22 protein-coding genes are annotated in these 22,671 nt (G+C 42.1%); 15 read left to right on the forward strand and 7 right to left on the reverse strand.

Annotated features, from left to right (window positions below; genetic code table 11):
- The first annotated feature begins 211 nt into the window (after positions 1 to 211).
- Together ASD24_RS01045 and ASD24_RS01050 are read left to right on the forward strand one after the other, a co-directional pair.
- Positions 212 to 1,411, forward strand: coding sequence for an MFS transporter (locus ASD24_RS01045; RefSeq protein WP_056690180.1), 1,200 nt, complete (start codon positions 212 to 214; stop codon positions 1,409 to 1,411).
- A gap of 290 nt (positions 1,412 to 1,701) precedes the next feature.
- A complete protein-coding gene (locus tag ASD24_RS01050) occupies positions 1,702 to 2,451 on the forward strand; it encodes a gamma-glutamyl-gamma-aminobutyrate hydrolase family protein (RefSeq protein WP_056690184.1) in 750 nt (249 codons plus the stop codon).
- A gap of 113 nt (positions 2,452 to 2,564) precedes the next feature.
- On the opposite strand, the gene ASD24_RS01055 is transcribed toward ASD24_RS01050, so the two are convergent.
- Both ASD24_RS01055 and ASD24_RS01060 read right to left on the reverse strand, forming a co-directional pair.
- Positions 2,565 to 4,895 carry an MMPL family transporter gene (locus ASD24_RS01055; RefSeq protein WP_056690187.1) on the reverse strand — a complete coding sequence of 777 codons (2,331 nt, stop codon included), beginning with the start codon at positions 4,893 to 4,895 and terminating at the stop codon, positions 2,565 to 2,567.
- Positions 4,896 to 4,943: 48 nt separating this feature from the next.
- Positions 4,944 to 5,564 (reverse strand): TetR/AcrR family transcriptional regulator, encoded by a 621-nt coding sequence (locus ASD24_RS01060; RefSeq protein WP_056690191.1) that lies wholly within the window; start codon positions 5,562 to 5,564, stop codon positions 4,944 to 4,946.
- A gap of 643 nt (positions 5,565 to 6,207) precedes the next feature.
- Between ASD24_RS01060 and ASD24_RS01065 the strand changes: the two genes are divergently transcribed.
- The 3 genes from ASD24_RS01065 to nspC all read left to right on the forward strand — a co-directional run bounded on the left by ASD24_RS01065 (position 6,208) and on the right by nspC (position 9,619).
- Positions 6,208 to 6,666: a nucleoside deaminase gene (locus ASD24_RS01065; protein ID WP_056690195.1), complete on the forward strand. Its 459-nt coding sequence runs from the start codon at positions 6,208 to 6,210 to the stop codon at positions 6,664 to 6,666.
- Positions 6,667 to 7,251: 585 nt separating this feature from the next.
- Positions 7,252 to 8,490, forward strand: coding sequence for a saccharopine dehydrogenase family protein (locus ASD24_RS01070; protein WP_056690197.1), 1,239 nt, complete (start codon positions 7,252 to 7,254; stop codon positions 8,488 to 8,490).
- Position 8,491: 1 nt separating this feature from the next.
- The gene (nspC, locus tag ASD24_RS01075; RefSeq protein WP_056690200.1) at positions 8,492 to 9,619 is read left to right on the forward strand and encodes a carboxynorspermidine decarboxylase; all 1,128 of its coding nucleotides are present in this window, start codon (positions 8,492 to 8,494) and stop codon (positions 9,617 to 9,619) included.
- 122 nt (positions 9,620 to 9,741) lie between these two features.
- Here nspC and ASD24_RS01080 read toward each other — a convergent pair whose 3' ends face one another.
- Entirely contained in the window at positions 9,742 to 10,524 is a 783-nt protein-coding gene (locus ASD24_RS01080; protein WP_056690202.1) for an SDR family NAD(P)-dependent oxidoreductase, read from the reverse strand.
- A 113-nt stretch (positions 10,525 to 10,637) separates the two neighbouring features.
- On the opposite strand from ASD24_RS01080, the gene ASD24_RS01085 reads away from it, so the two are divergent.
- The gene (locus ASD24_RS01085) at positions 10,638 to 10,994 is read left to right on the forward strand and encodes a MerR family transcriptional regulator (protein ID WP_056690205.1); all 357 of its coding nucleotides are present in this window, start codon (positions 10,638 to 10,640) and stop codon (positions 10,992 to 10,994) included.
- Positions 10,995 to 11,137: 143 nt separating this feature from the next.
- Positions 11,138 to 12,010 (forward strand): YitT family protein, encoded by an 873-nt coding sequence (locus tag ASD24_RS01090; protein WP_056690207.1) that lies wholly within the window; start codon positions 11,138 to 11,140, stop codon positions 12,008 to 12,010.
- 56 nt (positions 12,011 to 12,066) lie between these two features.
- On the opposite strand, the gene ASD24_RS01095 is transcribed toward ASD24_RS01090, so the two are convergent.
- Positions 12,067 to 12,738: a cyclase family protein gene (locus ASD24_RS01095; RefSeq protein ID WP_056690210.1), complete on the reverse strand. Its 672-nt coding sequence runs from the start codon at positions 12,736 to 12,738 to the stop codon at positions 12,067 to 12,069.
- 253 nt (positions 12,739 to 12,991) lie between these two features.
- On the opposite strand from ASD24_RS01095, the gene ASD24_RS01100 reads away from it, so the two are divergent.
- The 3 genes from ASD24_RS01100 to ASD24_RS01110 are packed head-to-tail and all read left to right on the forward strand — an operon-like array spanning position 12,992 to position 14,798.
- Positions 12,992 to 13,606: a DUF1963 domain-containing protein gene (locus ASD24_RS01100; RefSeq protein WP_056690213.1), complete on the forward strand. Its 615-nt coding sequence runs from the start codon at positions 12,992 to 12,994 to the stop codon at positions 13,604 to 13,606.
- 1 nt (position 13,607) lies between these two features.
- Entirely contained in the window at positions 13,608 to 14,096 is a 489-nt protein-coding gene (locus ASD24_RS01105) for a hypothetical protein (protein ID WP_056690216.1), read from the forward strand.
- Between the two features lie 33 nt (positions 14,097 to 14,129).
- Complete coding sequence (locus tag ASD24_RS01110; protein WP_056690218.1) at positions 14,130 to 14,798, forward strand: hypothetical protein; 669 nt, start codon at positions 14,130 to 14,132, stop codon at positions 14,796 to 14,798.
- A gap of 35 nt (positions 14,799 to 14,833) precedes the next feature.
- Here ASD24_RS01110 and ASD24_RS01115 read toward each other — a convergent pair whose 3' ends face one another.
- Positions 14,834 to 15,565, reverse strand: a complete 732-nt coding sequence (locus ASD24_RS01115) for a MurR/RpiR family transcriptional regulator (protein WP_056690221.1) — start codon at positions 15,563 to 15,565, stop codon at positions 14,834 to 14,836.
- Positions 15,566 to 15,849: 284 nt separating this feature from the next.
- Here ASD24_RS01115 and ASD24_RS01120 point away from each other — a divergent pair, with 284 nt between their 5' ends.
- The 3 genes from ASD24_RS01120 (at position 15,850) to ASD24_RS01130 (ending at position 18,961) form a co-directional block, all read left to right on the forward strand.
- The gene (locus ASD24_RS01120; protein WP_056690224.1) at positions 15,850 to 17,271 is read left to right on the forward strand and encodes a glycoside hydrolase family 1 protein; all 1,422 of its coding nucleotides are present in this window, start codon (positions 15,850 to 15,852) and stop codon (positions 17,269 to 17,271) included.
- A 138-nt stretch (positions 17,272 to 17,409) separates the two neighbouring features.
- Entirely contained in the window at positions 17,410 to 17,598 is a 189-nt protein-coding gene (locus tag ASD24_RS01125) for a hypothetical protein (protein WP_056690227.1), read from the forward strand.
- 226 nt (positions 17,599 to 17,824) lie between these two features.
- Positions 17,825 to 18,961, forward strand: coding sequence for a serine hydrolase domain-containing protein (locus ASD24_RS01130; protein ID WP_056690230.1), 1,137 nt, complete (start codon positions 17,825 to 17,827; stop codon positions 18,959 to 18,961).
- A gap of 124 nt (positions 18,962 to 19,085) precedes the next feature.
- Here the strand turns inward: ASD24_RS01130 and ASD24_RS01135 are convergent, their stop codons facing one another.
- A complete protein-coding gene (locus ASD24_RS01135; RefSeq protein ID WP_156395291.1) occupies positions 19,086 to 19,676 on the reverse strand; it encodes a TetR/AcrR family transcriptional regulator in 591 nt (196 codons plus the stop codon).
- 163 nt (positions 19,677 to 19,839) lie between these two features.
- On the opposite strand from ASD24_RS01135, the gene ASD24_RS01140 reads away from it, so the two are divergent.
- Positions 19,840 to 20,529 (forward strand): SDR family NAD(P)-dependent oxidoreductase, encoded by a 690-nt coding sequence (locus tag ASD24_RS01140; RefSeq protein WP_056690236.1) that lies wholly within the window; start codon positions 19,840 to 19,842, stop codon positions 20,527 to 20,529.
- 192 nt (positions 20,530 to 20,721) lie between these two features.
- On the opposite strand, the gene ASD24_RS01145 is transcribed toward ASD24_RS01140, so the two are convergent.
- Positions 20,722 to 21,696: a DMT family transporter gene (locus ASD24_RS01145; protein WP_200956116.1), complete on the reverse strand. Its 975-nt coding sequence runs from the start codon at positions 21,694 to 21,696 to the stop codon at positions 20,722 to 20,724.
- Positions 21,697 to 21,916: 220 nt separating this feature from the next.
- Between ASD24_RS01145 and ASD24_RS01150 the strand changes: the two genes are divergently transcribed.
- Positions 21,917 to 22,390, forward strand: a complete 474-nt coding sequence (locus tag ASD24_RS01150) for an ASCH domain-containing protein (RefSeq protein ID WP_056690239.1) — start codon at positions 21,917 to 21,919, stop codon at positions 22,388 to 22,390.
- Positions 22,391 to 22,671: the final 281 nt, after the last annotated feature.

Below are 22,671 nucleotides of genomic sequence, written 5' to 3' on the forward strand. Positions count from 1 at the left end.
AAATGACAACATATATCATGTTTATAAATAAGACCACAACAACCTTAATTGTCGCCTAGTCTCATCTGACAGTACAATTTGACTATTCATATGTACTATATATCGAACTAAGGGGAAGGGGAAGTATATAATTTGACATAAAATAAATATAAGAGACATAGAAAGGTCTGCAACAATCGCAACAATAGAGAGGAATAGTGAGGGCTTATTCATGACTAGAAATAGAGAAACTTTACTTATATTAACGCTTACGCTAGTGAGCTTCGTATTAGGCACGACCGAATATGTCATCGTAGGTGTATTAAAAGAAATAGAGCATGCGATGAAAGTATCGCTGGCTGCCGCTGGTGCGCTCGTGTCTGGATTTGCGATTGCCTACGCTATCGGGACACCGTTTGCGGTCGCATCTTTGTCCAAACTGTCACGCAGAAGCTCCATTCTGATCGGTTTTGGCATCGTACTCGCGTTGAATCTACTGACGGTGTTCGCCACAACATTCTATTCATTAATGGCTATTCGTATTGTATCAGCGGTCGCTTGTGGGCTTACCGTTTCGCTGTCGATCTCCATTGCTAGCGATGCAGTTCAGCAGGAGAGAAGGGGCGAAGCGATCGCTTGGATCTTAGGCGGGTTTTCTATCGCTAATGTATTTGGCGTACCACTAGGGACATTCATTGGACAGCATCTGAACTGGTGGATGACCTTTGTAGTAACTGCAGGGATCGGTGTGATACCGTTCATATTGATGTTCCGTATTCTTCCGCGGCAAACGACGACGATCACCAGTTCATTCAGTGACCAAATGGTTTTATTTATGAAACCTCGTATTCTGCTGGCCTGCTTGATTCCAGTGCTCGGTAATAGCTGTATCTTCGTGACATTTACGTACATTACTCCTTTATTGAGCCAGTCCATGGGGGTGCCTACAAGTTGGATCAGCGGTGTGCTCCTGATCTATGGAGCCTGCAGTATTTTGAGTAACTGGATCGGAGCCAAAATTGCCAAAGGCGATTTCCTACCCAAGCTTAACTGGCTTTTTATTATTCAAGCCGTTATCTTCGTAGGGCTGAGTTTAACTGTATCGAATCTGTGGCTTGGGCTAACGTTTCTATTCTTGATCGGTTGTCTGTCATCCTCGATGAGTGCCGCATCCCAACTGTATCTGTATGATGTATCTGGCGTAGTCGCGCCAAAATCTCAAGCGTTTGCATCCACATTGCTACCCGTATCGGCCAATGTTGGCATTGCGCTTGGTTCTGGAATCGGCGGGCTTGCCGTTAATCTGGGTGGCGTGAATTGGGTACCGCCGGTTGCCGTTGTGCTGGCTTTGTCAGCTTTTGTTATTACGAAAGTATGCCAGCGCTCGATTCAATTGAAGACAGATGGAGAAATGGCAACGAATGCAGCCTAAACTGACAGACCAAGATGAATGAATGTTTTGCTGCAATGAATAATAGAATAAGGTTCGCGAGAAACCATACAAATTTGCTGTTAAGCAGAGTTGTATGGTTTTCTGTTGTTCTATATCTTTTTTCTCAATAACATATGCGTCTTGATAGTAACTTTTACATTCCCATTTAGCTGACTTGTAGTAGAAAAATGCAATCTTTTGGTGAGCTTGTATGGGAGCAGATTTGATAGAATGATAAAAAGCTTTCTTGGTTCCAGCAGTAAGTTCCATGACATGAGGAGGTAAAAAGAATGAAAAAGCCAATCATCGGTGTTCTGCCATTGTATGATTCTAATAAAAAGAGTTATTGGATGCTCCCGGATTATATGTACGCTATAGAGAGTTCAGGCGGAATTCCAATGATGTTACCTCTGACGACTAACCTCGATATTATTGTAAGGCTAGCGCATGAACTTGACGGATTTTTATTCACCGGCGGACATGATCTCAATCCAGAGCTTTATCATGAAAAGGTGGAGGAGACGTGCGGGGAGCTATGTCATGAACGGGATCGAATGGAGGCACTTCTTTTTCAAAAGGTCGCCCAGCTAGATAAACCAGCCTTTGGGATTTGCCGTGGACTGCAGCTATTTAATGTAATGTTGGGCGGGTCTTTGATTCAGGATATTCCGACTGGGTTGCAGTTACCGACATCTGTTCAGCACAAGCAAAGTCCGCCGTACACGAATCTTGTCCATGAGGTACATATTGCTAATCATAATTTACTTCATGATATTCTTCAGACCCATACAATTAAAGTGAATAGTTATCATCATCAGGGCATCAAAGTTTTAGCTGATCAATTAACGGCTGTAGCCGTCGCCGAGGATGGATTAGTGGAAGCTGTAGTTATGCCTGAGCGCACATTTGTTATGGCTGTACAGTGGCATCCAGAATATAGTTTCAGTGTAGATGAGTATAGTCAAAAGTTATTCTCAAGCTTTGTGTCCTCTTGCCAGTCTCTTAGCTATGATCAGAATATCGAAGACATTATTGCCTAGATCAGTTGATTGGCGAGTATGTAAAATAAAAAAAGACCTCCAATGATTCTATCAGAGGAGGTCTTCGTATTAGGCAAGTGATGATTGATTCAGCCCATTAATCATTCATTCATTTATTTTTTTGATCCAGAATGAGAAGGTGTTTGATCACTCGCATTCAGTGTTGCAATCAGCTTCTCACCCTCCACATCCAGATTCGGCAGGATACGATCCAACCACTTAGGAAGCGTCCAGGCTTTGTCACCGAAGATCGCCATAGTGGCAGGAACAAGTCCCATACGAATGATGAAGGCATCAATCAGGATACCTACGGCCAACGTAAAACCGATCTGTTTGATCATGACATCATCTGTGAAGATGAATCCTGCGAATACAGAAACCATGATCACCGCTGCCGCTACAACAACGCGACTGACCTGATTGTATCCATGAACAACCGATTCGCGTCCTCTGTGACCATGTACATACGATTCGCGCATCGAGCTGACGAGAAACACCTGATAGTCCATGGCTAGACCATACAAAATACCTGTTACGATAATCGGCATGAAGCTCAGCAGCGGACCACCCGTATCGAAGCCAAAGAGCGAATGCAGCCAGCCCCATTGAAACACCGCGGTTGTAATACCGAATGTAGCCAGAATACTAAGCAGGAAGCCAATCGTTGCTTTGATCGGAACGATAATTGAACGGAATACAAGTAATAGAATAATGAGTGAGAGTAGAATAATAATACCTACATAAATAGGGAATACCTGTGCCAGTTTGGCCGACATATCAATGTTGACCGCTGTCAGACCTGTAACTCCAATTTTTACGTCATTCTGCTGTGCGAAACTGGCATCGGCAGAACGTAGATCATTGACTAGGTCTTTGGTGGTCACATCATTAGGGCCTGTCTTCGGAATGAGACTAAATATCGCCAGATCTTCTGTCATGCCAAGTGGCGTGACTTGAGCAACATTGTCCTGACCTTGCAGACCCATCATCAGGCTGCCAACTAGTTCAGGGGTGACCTGAGCTGAAGAGTTGTTAGGTTCTGCAACCAAAATAAGCGGACCGTTGAATCCTTCTCCGAATCCTTCGGAGATCGCATCATAACTTTGTCTTGCTGTTGTGTCCAGGTTCGCCGAGGATGCCCCAGGGATGCCCATTTCCATTTTGGTGATTGGTGTAGCAGCAAAGCCAAGGATAACGACGATGGCAATAATAGTAGCCCAACGATTTTTGATAACGAATTTAACCCATCTGTCAGCAATTCCATGATTAGCCGCTTTTGATGGCTGCGCACCTTTCTCGCGAGCTTTAGTCGAACAGATGCGTTCCCCGACAAGCCCCAGCAGAGCCGGCAACAAGGTCAACGCAACAAATACGTTAATTAGCACAGTCGCAGCCGCAACAAGAGCCATTGTAGATAAGAAGGCAAGTCCGATCACGAGCATACCGCATAGTGCAATGATAACCGTTAAACCAGCAAAGAATACGGCGCTGCCTGATGTACCGATTGCTCTTGCCGTCGCTTCTTGTGCACTCAAACGCTGATCGATAATCATTCGCCGCTGGCGATTGACGATGAATAGAGCATAATCGATGCCGACTGCCAGACCTACCATAAGAGCTAGAACGGAAGTGACACTAGGCATTTCAATGAATTTGGAGATTGAGAACGCTCCGCCTACTCCGATCGCTACCCCAAGAAGAGCTGTAATCAGAGGCAACCCTGCTGCAACAACGGAACCCAGCGTGATTAATAGAACAATAATAGCGATAACCAATCCAACGATCTCAGCCGAACCGACACCAATGGATACGGCTTTAAGCGTTTCACCCGGGAGTACGGTGATATTGGTTCCTTGCTCTACCGTCATAACGGATTGAATAACGGCATCGAATATATCCTGTGTAATGGCAGATTGTTCAATTGTGAATTGGAACTGGAATAGAGCGGTGCTGCCGTCCGAAGAGATTAATACACCAGGAACGGGAACACCTTCTACCATTAATGGTCCGTACGGAGGTGGTGTTGTGTTCCCGGATTGTGCTGCTGCACCAGCAGCTTGAGACATTTGAGACATATCTGCAGATGCACCGGCACTGCTAGCTTCTGCTGCATAATCCGCAGGATTAATGACCTGCTCTAACCCGTACACTTCACTGACACCCTTCATAATCGCACTAAGGCGTTCAGGAGTATCCAAACGTTCGTTATCGGGTGCTTTGAAAACGACACTTCCTTGGCCGCCTGAAGCGGCTGGCAGTTCTTTTGCTAACTGATCCAACACTTTCTGTGACTCTGTACCTTCAATCTTCATCTCAGAGCTGATATGTACACCATTGATGCTGATCATCGAAATGACAATGCCCAGAATCAGTACCCAGCCAATAATGAAGTATAACGGTTTGCGAAAAGCGGTTTTTCCCAATTTGTATAATAACGTAGACATTTCTCTCTTTTACACTCCTTTGAATAGATGCATATGAATGATGGGAGGCTAGAAGCCTTTTCGCAAATGATCAAAAACGGTTTCTAAAAACTGGTCAAATGTGACTGCACCTTCTTTGGTATCATCCGTCACAGCCTGACCTGGCAATAACACATTGAGTCTTCCATCAATTAATGGAAGAATTGTCCCATAGATCGAGTTGAGTAGAAGATAAGTGTAAATTTCATCGTACTTTCCATCAGACAGATCCAGCAGCGTTTCTTGCGCTTGCGTCTGCATCTGGTGCATTGCCCCGAGGTAATGTGGCTCCAGCACGGGATACGTCTTAGATAACAATAAGAGCTGATGCAATCTTCCGATTAGTTCTGTAGTAAGCTGCATTTTAATTAATTGGTAGAGGAGATCGAGTAGAGACGCGTGCTCGGGCAGCTCGGTGAGCAAATGCTCTAGTTCAGCCGTATTCTGAACCGATGTAGCTCCTCTGGCAACAGCTTCTTCCTTACAAGTGAAGTAATTGGCAAACGTTCGGCGAGAATAACCTGCTTTTTGCACAATATCTTCGACCGTAAAACCGTCGAGCCCATGTTCCAGGGTGAGTTCGAACGCAATGCTGGCAAGCGACTTTTCGGTCGCTTCTTTTTTTAGATGTCTTAAAGTTCGTTTAATCATAATCGGTCGCTTATGCGTTCATCTCCATCTCCAGCGAAGCTGGCGGAATTAGCTTATTTATCTTTTAACGTGTAAATAGAATTCCCCCTTATGTCTAATAAAATTTAGAATCGTGAGAATATAGGTGAGCAAATAATGCTGTGAAATTATCATAACAACAACTTGCACAATGTGCAAATTTACTCAATGAGCAAGTTTGTATGGTGTGAGAGATGATATGAATATCCACTTTCTGTGATGTTTTCGTAATTTATATATGCATTTCATTATGTCAGAGCAAAATTGAAGTAACGAGGATCACTCGACAGAGATGAATGAATATCCATTATTACCTCATTAATATTCGCTTCATTTAATTACAGTTTGAATTTCAGTTGCTGTGCAATTGGAAGATAGGGCTGGCTAATATGAGAGAGAGCAGAGCGAACAATATGTTGATATTGGCATTAAGTCAATGAATCGAAATAGGGGGAGTTTCAATTTAACCCTTCGGACGCAGCAGTCTCAATTGCATTTGCAGGGGTTTATCAAACTTATATTAGTAATCATGCTAGAATAGAGGTATTCGGTAGATGTTATCGAATTAGATGCTACATAAGCTTAGTTGTTGTGGGATTATTAATGTTCATGGAGGGTTAGACAGATGAGAACAGATGAATATTTTATGCATAAAGCTATTGAAATTGCACAACAAGCGCGCCAAGAAGGAAACGAACCTTTTGGTGCAATTCTGGTTAAGAATGAAGAGGTCGTGATGATTGGTGAAAATAAAATTAATACGTTGTGTGATCCGACTCATCACGCCGAAATTGGACTTATAAGAAAATTTTGTTCAGAGCATCACGTATTTGACTTAAGCGAATACACTTTGTATACGAGTTGTGAGCCATGCGTAATGTGCTCCGGAGCGATGGTGTGGTCTAATCTCGGCAAACTTGTATATAGTGTATCCCATGATCAATTGGCTGAAATTGCTGGAAGTAATATTATGATCTCATGTGAAGAAGTGTTTGCGAAAAGTCCGCAACACCCTGAGGTTGTAAAGGAATTACTCAATCGAGAAGGGCTGAAAGTATTCGAGGGTTATCAATTCGACGTATAGTTTAATAGACTCTCATAATTTATTTTTAAATATGCCTTGATTTTTTCGGAAACGTCTGATAGTGTAATACCTGTGATTTTGGAAAGTTGATTTATCAATATGAATTAGAGCTTTCCAGCAGATAAATTTGACCACTTCCACCAGGAAGTTAAGGCCATACGGACAGCCGGGTCAAACGCCGATTGGCAACTTATGTTGCCTTATTGATTGAGTTCAAAACTCAAATTTTATAAGTTGGTTACTTTACAACCAGTGCAATTGCACATCAACTTGTGAAACGGTCAATAAGAGTGGTAAAGGCGAATTATTTGCTATATAGACTCTGATCCAATATTGATATACATGAAGGAGCTTTCCGCCAAAGGAGTTCTTGTGAATTTTTTTGGTCAAGGAGTCTTCACGTCTTATTTATGATGTATATCAACAAGCAAGTGTGATGATGCGCAAATATGCGGCATTTTTCACCTTGCTTTTTTTATTGTATCAGTAGCGGGTGAACGTTGCATAATGAAACAATACAATCTGTGATGGCATGGAATCGTACAAAAAAAAACGAACCTACATATGGGGATAGGAGAATGAAAAATGGGAAAAGCACTAATCATCGGCGCCGGCGGCGTTGCTTCTGTGGCAGTACACAAATGCGTTCAAAATAGCGAAGTTTTTGAGGAGATCTGCATCGCGAGTCGTACAAAATCAAAATGTGACGAACTTAAAGCGAAGCTGGACGGCGGCAAAACAAAAATTACGACAGCACAAGTGGATGCTGACAATGTTGACGAGTTGATCGCGCTGATCAACGAAGTCAAACCGGATATCGTGATGAATCTGGCTTTGCCATATCAGGATCTGACGATCATGGATGCTTGTCTTGCAACGAAAACAAACTACATGGATACAGCGAACTATGAGCCAGAAGATACAGCGAAATTCGAATACAGCTGGCAATGGGATTACAAAGAGCGCTTTGAAAAAGCAGGCATCACTGCATTGCTCGGAAGCGGATTTGACCCTGGCGTAACTGGCGTATTCTCAGCATATGCCCTGAAACACTATTTCGATGAAATCGAATATATCGACATCCTTGACTGCAATGGCGGTGACCACGGTTACCCGTTCGCAACAAACTTTAACCCTGAGATCAACATCCGTGAAGTTTCAGCTAACGGAAGATACTGGGAAAATGGTGAATGGATCGAAACGAAGCCAATGGAAATCAAACGTGTCTACGACTTCAAAGAAGTTGGCGAAAAAGATATGTACCTGTTGTACCATGAAGAATTGGAGTCCTTGGCGAAAAACATGCCTGGTCTGAAACGTATCCGTTTCTTCATGACATTTGGTCAAAGTTATCTGACTCACTTGAAAGCATTGGAAAACGTAGGTATGACTTCCATCGAACCGATTGAATATGAAGGCAAACAAATCATTCCATTGCAATTCTTGAAAGCAGTATTGCCTGATCCAGCATCCCTTGGACCACGTACAGTGGGTAAAACGAACATCGGTTGCATTTTCAAAGGTAAAAAAGATGGTCAAGATAAAACGTACTATGTATACAACATCTGTGATCACCAAGAGTGCTTCAAAGAAGTTGGTTCCCAAGCGATCTCTTACACAACAGGCGTTCCAGCAATGATCGGTGCGGCAATGGTTATGACAGGTAAATGGAATAAACCAGGCGTATACAACGTCGAAGAGTTCAACCCAGATCCGTTCATGGAAGAACTGAACAAATGGGGTCTCCCATGGGTAGAAGACTTCAACCCGGTATTGGTTGATGAACTGCCAGAAGAAGCAAAAGAATCGGAGCTTGTTCGTTAAAATGCGGTTTGAGCAATTACCGACGCCGTGCTTTGTTGTTGACGAGAGCCTAATTGAGAAAAATCTAAAAATCCTGAACGGGGTAATGCAGCGTACAGGTGCCAAAATTGTGCTTGCACAAAAGGCGTTCTCCATGACTGCGATGTATCCTCTCATTGGAGAATACCTGAGTGGTGCGACGGCAAGTGGACTGTATGAAGCACGTTTGGGTCACGAAGAAATGGGCAAGGAAAACCATGTTTTTGCTCCAGCTTACCGTGCAGAAGAGATCGACGAGATTATTTCGATCTGTGACCACATCATTTTCAACTCATTTTCGCAGCTTGCGAAATTTAAGGATAAGGCGCTTCAGGCTGGCCGCAAGGTTGGTTTGCGTATTAACCCGGAATGTTCAACCCAAGAAGGACACGAGATCTATGATCCGTGTTCTCCGGGTTCTCGTTTTGGAGCTAAACAAGAGGATTTCCGAGCAGAACTGCTCGAAGGGGTATCAGGACTGCATTTCCACACATTGTGTCAGCAAAACTCCGATGATCTGGAGACAACGCTGAACGCAGTTGTAGAGAAGTTCGGTCAATGGCTGCCACAGATGGAATGGATTAACTTCGGTGGTGGACATCACATCACACGTGAAGACTATGACATTCCAAGATTGGAAGCTTGCATTAAGCGTATGCAGAACGACTATGGTCTAGAAGTTTATCTGGAGCCGGGAGAAGCTGTTGCTCTAAATGCAGGATATCTGGTGACTTCCGTGCTGGACTTCCACAAAAACGGCATGGATATTGCTATTCTGGATACTTCAGCTACATGTCATATGCCAGATGTACTGGAAATGCCGTATCGTCCGCCGCTGATCGGTTCAGGAGAAGTAGGCGAGAAGGCGCATCTGTATCGTCTGGGTGGACAAACCTGCCTATCTGGTGACGTCATTGGAGATTACTCATTCGATCAACCTTTGCAAGAAGGTGACCGCCTCGTATTCGAGGACATGGCGATCTACTCCATGGTAAAAACCAATACCTTCAACGGCATGCCGTTGCCAGCCATTGCAGTCAAACGAAAAGATGGCGATTGTGAAATCGTACGTGAATTCGGATACCAAGATTTCAAAACAAGATTGGCTTAATACGTTATTATATATCCTAAGTTATCACCGTTATTACTCTAGCGATGTATATTGCAATTATATAAGTAAAAAGAGCAGTTCCTAAATCACACTCTTGTGACTTGGAACTGCTCTTTTTTGTGTTACTTGTTTGAATCAACGGGTTTACTTGCTGCTCGGGTGGCATAAGGAAACATGGGGTCTTTCAGTTCAAATTCATACGTTAGTCCATTAACGATACCTACGACATATTCGCTGTCGTACAGGTCTAGTAAAAATCCGACCATCTGCTCGGCTGTATGGAACTTAGGTACACGCCCTTCATACTGGAACTGATCTAGATCAAAGGCACGTTCAGCAAACTCGGTCTCTGTAGCAGCAGGTGCGAGCACTTTGGCTTGCATGGGCACATGTTTACTTTTGAGCTCTTGTGTCAAACCTTCGGTAAAGGCGCTGACATAAAACTTGGTTGCACAATACGTTACCGCATCGGGTACAATCGTATAGCCGCCTCCGGAAGAGATGTTGATAATCTGTGTGCCTGGAGTCTCGGCATAATCCCGAACATAGAGAGTGGAGAGGATCGTAAGTGCTTCAATATTGAGATGAAGCATTTGTTCAATTTTAGGCAAGTGTTGCTCACCAACGGAGGCAAAATTGCCAAAGCCAGCATTGTTGATCCATGTTTCGATGGAATAACCGTTCAAGCTTTCATAGAAAGCATGTACATCCGAGGCAATGGATAGATCTACGGTGCGAATGACAACGTCTAACGTGTTATCGATTTCAGCAATTTTGGATTTTAACTGTTCCAACTCAGCGGTTCTGCGTGCAGCTAGAATCAGATGTTTACCACGTGCGGCAAATGCCAAAGCTGCTTCATATCCAATGCCTGAACTTGCTCCCGTAATTACGGTGTATTTCATGAGAATTCCTCCGAATCTAATTTCAGTATTTATGATTGTGATGTGACTACGAGTTGATTATACTGATTAGAGCTTACTCTAAGTCAAGCAAGAAAATGGAAAGGAGTTCAACCATGCATACCATTGGTGAAGTCGCTGAATTGCTCGGGATTAGTGCGCATACGTTGCGGTATTACGAAAAGGAGCAGATCATCATCCCACTTCGTGATGCCGGTGGAGATAGGCGATATAATGAATCTCATGTGAAGTGGCTGCAATTCGTCATCAAGTTAAAAGAAACACAAATGCCGATCGCTGTCATCAAAAAATATGCTTCGTTATTTCAAGAAGGTGAGCACACAGCTCCAGAACGTTTGAAGCTGCTGGAGAATCATAAGAGAGCCGTTGAAGATCAGATGAACAACCTTCATGCCGCGAACGAAATGCTGGAACTTAAAATTGTGGCATATCGATCATTTATCGGGAAATAATGTAATGAGCTTGGATTCAATAGATAGCGTAACATGCTTTTTTTAAATGACCTTCTATTGCCAAGAGTGTGATTTTTGTTATAGACTATTTTTTATGTTTGCTAAAATTTACGTTGTGCATTGTTCATCAAGGGGGAAATGGAATGAATCAAAACAGAATACAAAAATCGAACAAGCTGAAGATCCTCTCCAAAGTATTGTTAATCATTATCGGGGGATTTATCACGGCATATGGCTTGGAAGCCATATTGATTCCGAACAATGTCTCGGACGGTGGGGTAACCGGTCTTAGCATCGTAGGATCACAATTGTTCGGACTACCACTCGGGATGTTAATCGGGCTTATTAACATTCCTTTTGTATGGCTCGGTTATAAGCAGATCGGTAAGAGTTTTGCTTTATATTCGGTCATCGGTATTGCTTCACTTGCAGTTAGCACCAGTATGATGCACCATGTGCCAACGATTATTCAAGGCGATACTTTGCTGGTTACCGTTGTTGGCGGTATTATTATCGGTTTTGGTATGGGTCTTGCACTGCGTAATGGCGGAGCATTAGATGGAATAGACATGTTGGCTGTGTTGTTATCCCGTAAAGTCCCATTTGGAACGAGTGACCTAATCCTGTTCCTCAACATGTTTGTGTTTATCGTCGTGTCTACCGTATTCGGTCTGCAAGGGGCGATTCTGTCAGGGCTTGCGTACTTTATTGCTTCTAAAGTTATACATATCGTTGAAGAAGGCTTGAGCGGTTCCAAGACATTCAAAATTATTACGAATCAACCAGAGATTATGGTCGAAACCATTCGTGATCGTCTAGGACGTGGAGCAACATATACGGACGCATATGGTGGATACTCTAATGAGCAATTCAAAGAAATTACGTGTGTCATCAACCGGATGGAAGAGAGTAAAATTAAAGATATCATTCATGAAATTGATCCTACGGCTTTTGTAGTCGTATACGATGTAGCCGAGGTTAAAGGCGGGAATTTCAAGAAGAAGGATATTCACTAGAAAGAATCAAAAACGCGCTAGAGAGAAGAGTTCTCTCAGCGCGTTTTTTTATACAATTAGGTTTCGGTAAACACCGTTGCAAAACTGCTGTCCACACCTTCAATATACAATGGGATAGCGTATACCTTGCTAATATTAGACAGATCATGATTGAGATTCATGTCCTCAATGACGAGAATATACTTGCCATCTATCCTGTCTTTCCCTAATATCGTTTGGTGAAAAGCAACGGCTTCATCTGGATGATTAGCCGCGCCAGCTGAGATCGCGTCCAATCCAACTGCCCGCAACGAGTCGAAGACCATTAGGTAACGGGCAGCAGATGCTGCAAGACCCGGGTTATGATTGCTGTATCGGGTAGGGTCTGTTGACCGAATATTGCCAAAACCAGTGCGAATCAACACTAGATCCGAACCAGCAATTTGATGTTCATAAGGTTCAAGATCTGCTTTGGTAATAAGCTCATCATCTTGTTTGGGAATATCAAGCACGACAGGATGGTTGAAGATGAAGTTATCTAACGGGATCTCCGTTAACTTTTTGCCCTGAGGATTAAAATGCCATGGTCCGTCAATATGCGTACCGTTGTGGTTAAGGGAAGTAATAATGAACTGATTATACAGATTACCTTGATCTATACTCGACTGCTGCTGGATCTCTACCGGAGGATTACCGTTATATATGGGAGTATGCGTGCTAAGAGGATAGGACAAGAGCATTCGTGTCATCTTCCAATCGCTCCTTTATGAACCACATAATATGATCTAAATTGCAATGGCTGAAGAGGGACATGCAACCGGAACCATGTCTGATATGCTACACCATTTATCGTTTTATGCGATGAGGCTTTATTTCATGAATGATATTACACAGTAAGGTTGCATCGTAAATGTTTCATCGGTACATTTGTGCTTATTCTCTTATTTAAACTACTGTTAAAATAGTAAGAACTTACTATATGATGTGGAGTTGATTCTATTGATGAATGCATATAAAATTACTCATTTTGTTTCCATATCTGAATATGAACCGTTTCAGACGAGATTCGGTGGGCAGCCAGATTGGCTAACCTCTCCAGAGTGGCCTGTCAGTGCTTCATGGAATGATCGACCTATGAAATTTATAGGGCAGATTCGTTTAGACGAATGGTATGATGAGGTGTGTTCCATCAGGATGGCATATATTTTTATGACACAGCCTGAAGACCGACAAGACACATTTTTTGATCCGGATATTATATATCCGTATGAGGGCGAGAATGCAGTTATTATTCAGGCTGAGGGGAGTATTCCGAGCTGCATATCTATTCGAGAGCATGTAACCGGCCCAACCACTGATGAACTGTGTGTCTGGATGCCCCAGGTTAAGCAGGTAACAGAGGGACATACATCAAGCTTTGAAGAAATAGACATCGACAAATTCGGAGGTATTCCCGCATGTATTCAAGGGTCTCCAATAGAAGAACATGATCATCTATTACTTCAACTGCATACGAATTGGTTGCCTTTCTATATCAATGCTGGTGGAGCACCAACCATGTTTGTTTACCTCAAGGAAACTAAACATGAAGGTTATATTATAGTGGAGGATACCTAAGATGATGAAACGAATTCATAAACCGTATCTTTTTTTTCTGCTCTGGAACGTGCTGATGGTCGGAGGTGTACATATTTCAACTATTCAGCATGAACCGGGTAGAGGAGTTTCTGGTAACGGGAATCTGGGTCTTCTCGTTCTATTTCCATCCATACTGACATTTATTATCCTGTGTATATGGACGATGACGTTAACCAGAAGGTGGCTTAATGATCATCGTGATCGCTCGGGTCCGATGTATGCTCTGATACCTATTGTAGCTATTTTGTTGTGTGGTCTCTTTATCTTCATGGAAGTTCAATTCATTCACAATTTAGGCGAACAGCTGAACGGTTACACGAATGATCCCGATTCGGCAGTCTACCGCTTTGGCTGGGTGAACCAGTATACCAATACGCTGTATTATAACTTTCCAATCCTGCTTTTCGGATTGTCGTTCTCTATATTCATAGGCTGGATAATGGAGCGGATACTGCAAAACAGATCATGAACATTTTCTAAACTGAAATGGAGAAAAAGGATAATGAAAACGAACACATTAATGGCGGCATTGTTGTGCAGCTTAACAATTGTTGTATTGGGCTGCTCAACGGATCAACAATTCGCCTCAAACCTTACCGATGACAGAATAAAAGAACTACGTGAAGAATATCCACTTTCAGCAGGTAGTCCTGCATATGTACAGACGATAGATGTCTCCTTTGATCAAATTCTAGAGATATCCGATGCAGTAATTATAGCTGAAGTGTTGAAACAAAATGAGAATTTCCAAGCTGCTTTATCTACAGAACCGGGGACACCAGAGGGGGATCTTGCTGAGAAGGATAAGGCTCAAGGCATAGAGCCGTATCAACCAACGTTTGTTTCATATGAGGTTAAGGTACACCAGGTGATCGTGGGAGAAGAGGTTAACGAGAACATTAACTTATTTTATAATGCTGACTTCGTTGGGGTAGAACCCGATCTGAAACCTGGTATGAAAATAGTGACTTCTATCAAAGAAGGGACTGCCTTTGAACAAAAGGGGAGTTATTCTTTTACTAGATATGCGACGTATTACGTTATAGACGATAACTATGTACTATCTGCGTTCCAAGGGAACACGGAAGAGATGATAAATTTTACGAAGCAAACAGATGGGAAAACACTAAATAACTTGGTAGAGCGCATCGAAGAACTCTGGGCAAATTAGGTAGAACAAAGTCTTGCTTGAGTAAAATTTATGACTCATTCATGTTTGGAAACCTCTCGAGCCATCCATTCCAATAGAAAGAGTACGGGGAATTGGGTGGTTATATTTGCTGATTCATAGTACTCCTCATTTACATAATAGGGAATATTAATATCGGAGATTTTAGCTATAGTGGATTGGCGATTATTCGTAATACTCACAATTTTATTTTTCTCCTGCTTAATTTGCGTTAGATGGGGTAGGATGAATGGATTTTCACCTGAGGTTGATAATGCAATCGTAACACTGTTCTCTCGTATTTTGGCATGCACAGGGAACTGAGGATCATTAATATACATCGAGAACGTGCCAAGGCTTGAGAAATATCTAGCGCCATATTCCGCCATAATCCCTGAACTCCCCGTACCGATAAAAATGACACTGCTGGCTGTGGAGACCAATTGTGCTGCTGTTCTAATCTTCTCTTCCAATTCAGGATTCTGGGAACGTTCGAAAAATTCATACACAGCATGATGAGGACTTTTCAAGGTTTTTGTTGATTTTCTTTTGTGCTGAGCCAGTAACATTTTCAACTTCACTTTAAACTCCGAAAAGCCCTCACATTGGTTTTTTCTACAAAATCGCAGAATCGTTGCAGTAGAAACATGCGTCTCATCTGCCAACTCTCTAATGCGCATGTAAGCAACCTTCTCCATGTTCTGTGATATGTAGTTATATATTGATAATTCCAAGTCATTATATGAAGAGATCTGCTCGTTAGAAAACATGAAATAAACCCTCCTTTGATTCTGAAGCACGTACAAAAATGCAAGCCACCTTTCTAAATGTAATATAACGAAGTTAGAAAAACAAGGTGTTACATCAATGTAACAAAATGCGAATCTTTGTTAACTCGAACTAAATGCCACAAAGTATATATTTTGATCCTTATTATAAGTAACATGAGTTAAGAGCAAGATATACGATTATACACTGACCGAACAAAGAGCCTTCATTGAAGTAGTGGGGTTTTAAGGGTCAAACAGGTTAAACATGAAAGGGTGGAACATTAGTGAAACAAACATTTACATTTCCCGCTGATTTTCTGTGGGGAGGGTCTGTATCGGCTAACCAATTAGAAGGTGCTTATCTAGAAGACGGAAAAGGGTTATCCATTCAAGATGTTATGCCCAATGGGATCATGACGCCTCCCACAGCAGAACCGACGGATGACAATATGAAGCTGATTGGAATTGACTTCTATCACCGATACAAAGACGATATTAAATTGCTCGCCGAGATGGGTTTTAAAGTGTTCCGAACGTCGATCGCGTGGTCTAGAATTTTCCCGAAGGGCGATGAACTTGAGCCAAATGAAAAAGGGCTGCAATTTTATGATGATCTCTTTGATGAGTGCCGCAAATACGGCATTGAGCCTTTAGTTACCATTTCTCATTATGAAACTCCTCTTCACCTGTCAAGAGAATATGATGGTTGGATTAATCGTAAAATGGTTGGTTTCTATGAGCGATATGTGCGAACTATATTTACAAGATATAAAGACAAGGTGAAATACTGGTTAACATTCAATGAGATTAATTCTATTCTGGAGCATCCATTTATTAGTGGAGGGATCAGCACGCCTAAGGATCAACTGACGAAACAGGAGTTGTATCAAGCGGTTCACCACGAATTTGTTGCAAGTGCACTGGCAGTGAAGATTGGCCATGAAATTAATTCAAATTTCAAAATTGGTTGTATGGTTATCGCCATGCCGATATATCCACTGACTCCAGATCCTGATGATGTCATTCGAGTGATGGAGGCTGACCACCAGAATGCATTTTTTGCCGATGTTCATGTCCGTGGGCATTATCCGGGTTATATGAAACGTTATCTGAGAGAGAATGGCATTACGATTCATTTTGAACCTGGAGACGAAGAAATTCTGACACACACTGTCGACTTTATATCGTTTAGTTATTATCAGAGTAGTTGTGAAACTGCTGATCCAGCCAAACAAATTAAAGGTGAAGGTAACCTGATTGGCGGTGTGCCCAATCCACACTTAAAAGCAAGCGATTGGGGCTGGCAGATCGACCCTCAAGGATTGCGATACATTATGAATGCGTTCTATGATCGTTATCAGAAACCGTTGTTTATCGTAGAGAATGGATTAGGCGCCTTAGATGACTTGATCACATATGCGAACGGTGAAAAAACAGTGGAAGATGATTATCGAATTGATTATCTCAAGCAGCACTTGATTCAAGTCGCTGAGGCAATTCAAGACGGTGTTGAACTAATGGGCTATGCAACATGGGGATGTATTGATCTAGTCAGTGCAACAACGGCTCAGTTGAAGAAACGCTATGGATTCATCTATGTAGATCGTCATGATGACGGCTCAGGCACTTTAGAACGTTATCGTAAGAAGTCATTTTACTGGTACCAAGATGTGATCCAGACCAATGGCGGTAGTTTGTTCGAATAATACGTTAACAAGTGTGTTGAGTAGAATTGTTGAATGCAATCGTTAAATGCAAATCTTCATGCATAAGCTCTGCGTCCTTATGGAAAACTTATGTAGTGCGTTGAAATAAACATGATTTTATTTAGGGGAGGTAACCTCATGACTAATCAGGATCCACAACAGCTTCTGCAGCAAAAGCATGAACAGGATGAACATAAACGACAGTTCACCCAATTCTCCCGTAACATTTCAGGACATGGCGAGATGGAAGCAGGTCAAGAATTCAGTCATGACCGAGTGTCTGACGACCAGAACCGCATGAAATCTGTTGAGAACAGACGCACATAAGCCCAAAAAGCTAACAAATAAGCTGATCCTTCGGGATTGGCTTATTTGTTGTGTTATTGAGTTAAGTCCAAGGATAACCGTTCTTGGTATTGTGCTGAAAATGGTTGTTTTGCTTTTGCTGGAGTCGTATATTAATAGAGTGCGTGGAATGTGGGTGCACGTAAACCACATCGGCAATGGATCATCTATAATGATCATAGATTCTACATACAAGGACGGGGAAAATATGGACTTTAAACCGCTTGCTTCATTTATTGATCGCATCACATCCTGGAGAGTGCCGTGGGCAGAGGTGCTTGTTTTGCATCGAAATGAACCCGTTTTCCGTTATCGGAATGGGTATGCCAATCTAGAGGAGAAAACACCAATCGGGGATGGAGCGATCTTTAATCTGTATTCCATGACCAAAATCATGACCTGTGTTGCGGGGCTGCAACTGGTGGAGAGAGGCGATATGCTGTTAAGTGATCCGCTATCAGAGTACTTGCCAGAGTATGCAGACATGAAAGTGAAGAAAACGATGGCGAATGGAGAAGTTCGGCTGGAACAAGCGACCAGAGCGATAACGGTACGCGACTTGTTTACCATGACTGCTGGATTCTCATATGATGTGGGTTGCCCAAGTATTCAGGAGATCGTACAGAGTAGCAACGGAACCGTAAGCACACGTGAATTTGCGAAAGCGCTTGCCAAAGAACCATTGTTATTTGAGCCTGGAACGCATTGGAACTACAGTATGTGTCACGATGTGCTGGGAGCTCTGGTGGAGGTTGTTAGTGGTAAGAAGTTTGGTACGTATTTGCGAGATGCGATTACCGAACCACTCGGCATGAAAGACACGGCGTTCGATCTGAATGAAGAACAACAGCTTCGATTGATCCCGCAATATGCTTACAATGATGAGCTTGGACAAGCGGTACGTATGGATGGGAATGGATTCCGTGTAGGTACAGAGCTGGAGAGCGGTGGAGCCGGGCTGATGTCCACGGTTAGCGACTATGCTCGGTTCTTGAATGCATTGACGGGTCGAGGCACGAGTCCGGAAGGTGTGCGAATTCTCTCCCAGGCTTCGGTAGAGCTTATGCGGACAGATCATCTGAATGAAATGACCCGAGGGGACTACTCATGGGATCATATGGATGGATATGGTTATGGACTAGGTGTACGTACGCACATCTCCAAAGCAGGCAGTGGATCACTCAGTGCAATTGGTGAATTTGGATGGAGCGGTGCTGCGGGCTGTATGGCGATTATTGATCCGGATTCTGAGCTGACCGTGATGTATGCACAGCATCTGTTGAACAGTCAGGAGCCATACGTTCAGCGGCGATTACGGAATGTTGTATATTCTTGTTTGTCATAAATGATGCAAGAGCCGCGAAATTTAATTTCGCGGCTCTTATGTTATGGCTTTCGACTCGCATCCGACAGGATTCCATGCCTATTTTTTTGAGGATATATGTTGACTGTGTAGCTCGATCGTAAATTTACTGCCAACTTTTTAACAACTCCACTACATTAGTGAAATGAAGTTCAATTACATGTTCAATAAACTCATCTATCGAGATTTGTTGGGAGTCAGTAATCCAGAGACAGATTACACCAGCCAACCCTGAAGTCAGGTACTCTAAAGCAATTCTCGTTCTGAGGTTATGAGAAGGAGCAGTTTCAACTCCTGTGAGAATAATTGTCTTTAACGTTTCTTTAAGATAATTGGATAAGTTAGATTGACCATTCTGAGAGAGCATTGTTTTAAAAAATGTGAGATTAGAGTGGATTGCTTCCAATAAATTTTTTAGAACAGATGCGAGTATATCTTTAGTCAGATCATCAATCCTGTCAACGGCTATGTCTAGGCACACATTTAATTTCTCTAGATTCTCCAGATATAACTTTTCCAATAAGTCAGGCTTGTCTACATAATGCAAATAAAACGTATTTCGATTGATTAACGCTTCGTCGGCAATATCCTGAACGGTGATACGATCATACCCTTTGGCTTGTACCAGAGTCAAAAATGATTCTTTAATCGCTTTTCTAGTTTTGATAACCCGTAAATCTACCTTGCCTTTAGCCAATGCTTGACCCTCCATATTCAGAGTTAATAGTCAAATAGAGTACATGTGATGTTTATTTATCACATTAATCAATATCGACCATTGAATGGTTTAATACTAAGTTTTAAAATAAAAATCGTCAAATACAAAAAAATTCTTTCTTTCAAAAGGAGATACAAAGATTATGAAGACATTGGCGATTATTGGTGCAGGTAAAGGACTAGGGTTATCTCTGGCCAAACGTTTTGGTCAGGAAAATTTTCAGGTTGCTTTAGTCGCGCGTAATGCTGCAAAACTTCAGGAAATGGTAGATGAGTTAAAAGCTGAGGGGATCGAGGCTTCTTATTACACTGCGGATATCTATAACAAAGACCAGATTGAGCAGGCTATGATCGAAATAAAAGAGAAATATGGGTATATTGATGTGTTAGAATTTAGCCCCACAGCAGGCAATTATCCTCCAACCTCTGTACTGAATTTAACAGCAGAAAACGTAAGAGATACATTTGAAGCTTATGTTGTTAGTGCCATCCATGTTGTTAATACCGTTCTACCGAATATGTTAGCTTCCAAGAAAGGGGCATTACTATTTACTTCGGGTTTGTCTGCAATATATCCAATTCCTATGATGGGAAACATTGGTGTTGGATTTTCGGGCTTGCGCAGCTATATTTCGAATCTTCATACGGAACTGTCGTCCGAGGGCATCTTTGTAGGTCACCGATCTTTAGGTGTGTTCATTAAAGAACGGGGGACTGGTACATTTGATGATCCGGATATTATTGCCGATATGTGGTATCGAGCTTATGTAGATCAAAATGTATGGGAAGATGTGTATCCCAAAGGAATCACGCCTGAATCCATAGTTTTTTAAGATCATAAATTTTACTGAATACAACTGACCTTCCATTTAACCCGAGGATTTATCCGGAAAAAGTGCTGTATTAGCAGCTTTTTTGGGATAACAAATACACCACGTTTTTTTGTTCTTGTCCTAAAGCTGCGAACAAAAAAACGTGGTGTATTACTAATATGATGTATGCTGTGCAAATGATAAAGCTACATATTACTTAGAGTTGTGGGAATGGTTTAATGTGGAACGATGAGAGACTACCCGATTGACCATGTATATTCCGAGTGATACAAACAGTAATGCAACCAGATTTTTCAGTTCCAGAACCGATTCCCCCAGGAACAGTGCGGATAGTAATGCACCAAATACAGGAATGAGGAAGTTATACACAGATACTTTTCCAACTTTGTTGTATTTAAGAAGCAGATTCCATAGACAGAATGCCACGGAAGATAATAAGGCCAGATAGATTAGATTCGCTGTAGATGCTAGAGTAAAGTGGGTAACACTGCCGCCAAGTGATAGACCAAGCAAAGTCAGCACAACGCCTCCAACGAACAGACTAATTCCTGTAATGATCATGACATCAATAGTAGCCGTCAATCGTTTCGCGTAAATCGCGGTCACCGAGAAGACTAGAGCAGCTATGATCACGAAACCTTCGCCTGTAAGTGAGAAGGAGAATGTGAGCAGATCTGCATGAAAATTTACAATAATTACGCCGACGAAACCAAGCACGCAGCCGACGATTTTATTTTGACTTAACTTATCATTTTTATAGATAAAATGAGCCAGAACAACACTGAAGAACGTTGTTGTTGCGTTCATAATGGAGCCTTTTACGCCAGTTGTATTGGCTACCCCAACGTAGAAAAACATATATTGTAGGCCGGTTTGCAAGACTCCGAGTGCACTTAAGCTAGCCCACTCACGCCCGGTCAGCTTCAATCTCTGTTTTCTCACCGTTCTAAACAGGACTAGAAGCAATAAACCGGCTAATGTAAAGCGATATCCAGCAAATACGTATTTGGAGGCGATGTCCTCCGGCAAGATGTTAAAAGCGACATATCCAAGTTTAATGGATGGGTAAGCACTCCCCCATAACAAGCAGCATAGGCTTGCTATGAGCATGACAAACAATGGGTCTTGAAATTTACTTCGTTTCTCTGTTATCTCTCTCTCGATCACGTTCCATCTTCTCCTCGCAGTTTCATGCACATATGGTTGTACTAATCTCATATCCATCACTGACCATATCATAATTCGCACGACTTGTATTGCTAAATGTAAGTTAAGAACTATATCCGAATCAGGAGATCAAGATTGATGGCGTGAAATCATCAACACAGAACAATGTGATAAGATAAGATGAATTCTATGGAGTTTATAGTTATAGGAGGGACGTATAATGTCAGCAAACCCAATTAATGAATATTGGCAGAGGTTCGCCAAGCAAAACGAGTTAAACATGGACACGCCAAGTGCTTGGATGTTTGGAGACGGATCAAAAGCAATGGGAGATGAGTTAGGTGGATTAGTTGTTAGTGGCATGAAAACGGGAACGTGTTCTGCTCATTGTGCATATGAGCTAGAAAACGAGGAAATTCCAAAGGTAGGTCGGTACGATATTGTATTAGACGGAGATAACAATCCGTTGGCGATTATCCAAATGACTCAGATTGAAGTCGTGAAAATGAATGAAGTTACTCATGAATTTGCTCGATCTGAAGGAGAGGGTGATCTGAGTTATGCGTATTGGTATCAGGAGCATGTTAAATTTTTCACCTGGCAATTGAGCCAGTATGGGCTTACGTTTACTCCAGAGATACTGTTGGTTTGTCAGACATTTAAGGTTGTGGACGTGTATCGTGCAGGGGATTAGTTACGAAGTGAGTATGCGAATGACAGCGTTGTTAGCTTAATTGGTATGAGTCTGTATACATATCGAGCATTGAGGCGTGCAATAGTATATAGCTAGCGTTCAGTGTGTTTGCAATCATAAAGATGTTCTATAATAAGATATTCTATGATAAGCACAAAAAAAAGAACCTGATGGAATCCATCAGGTTCTTTTTGGTTATTGTATGTAAATAAATCCGGTGATATAATCGGAATACAAATTTCTGCAATGAGTTAATCTGCATAATGAACCTATCTTCTATT

The sequence above is a fragment of the Paenibacillus sp. Root52 genome, assembly GCF_001426865.1.
GTDB lineage: Bacteria > Bacillota > Bacilli > Paenibacillales > Paenibacillaceae > Paenibacillus.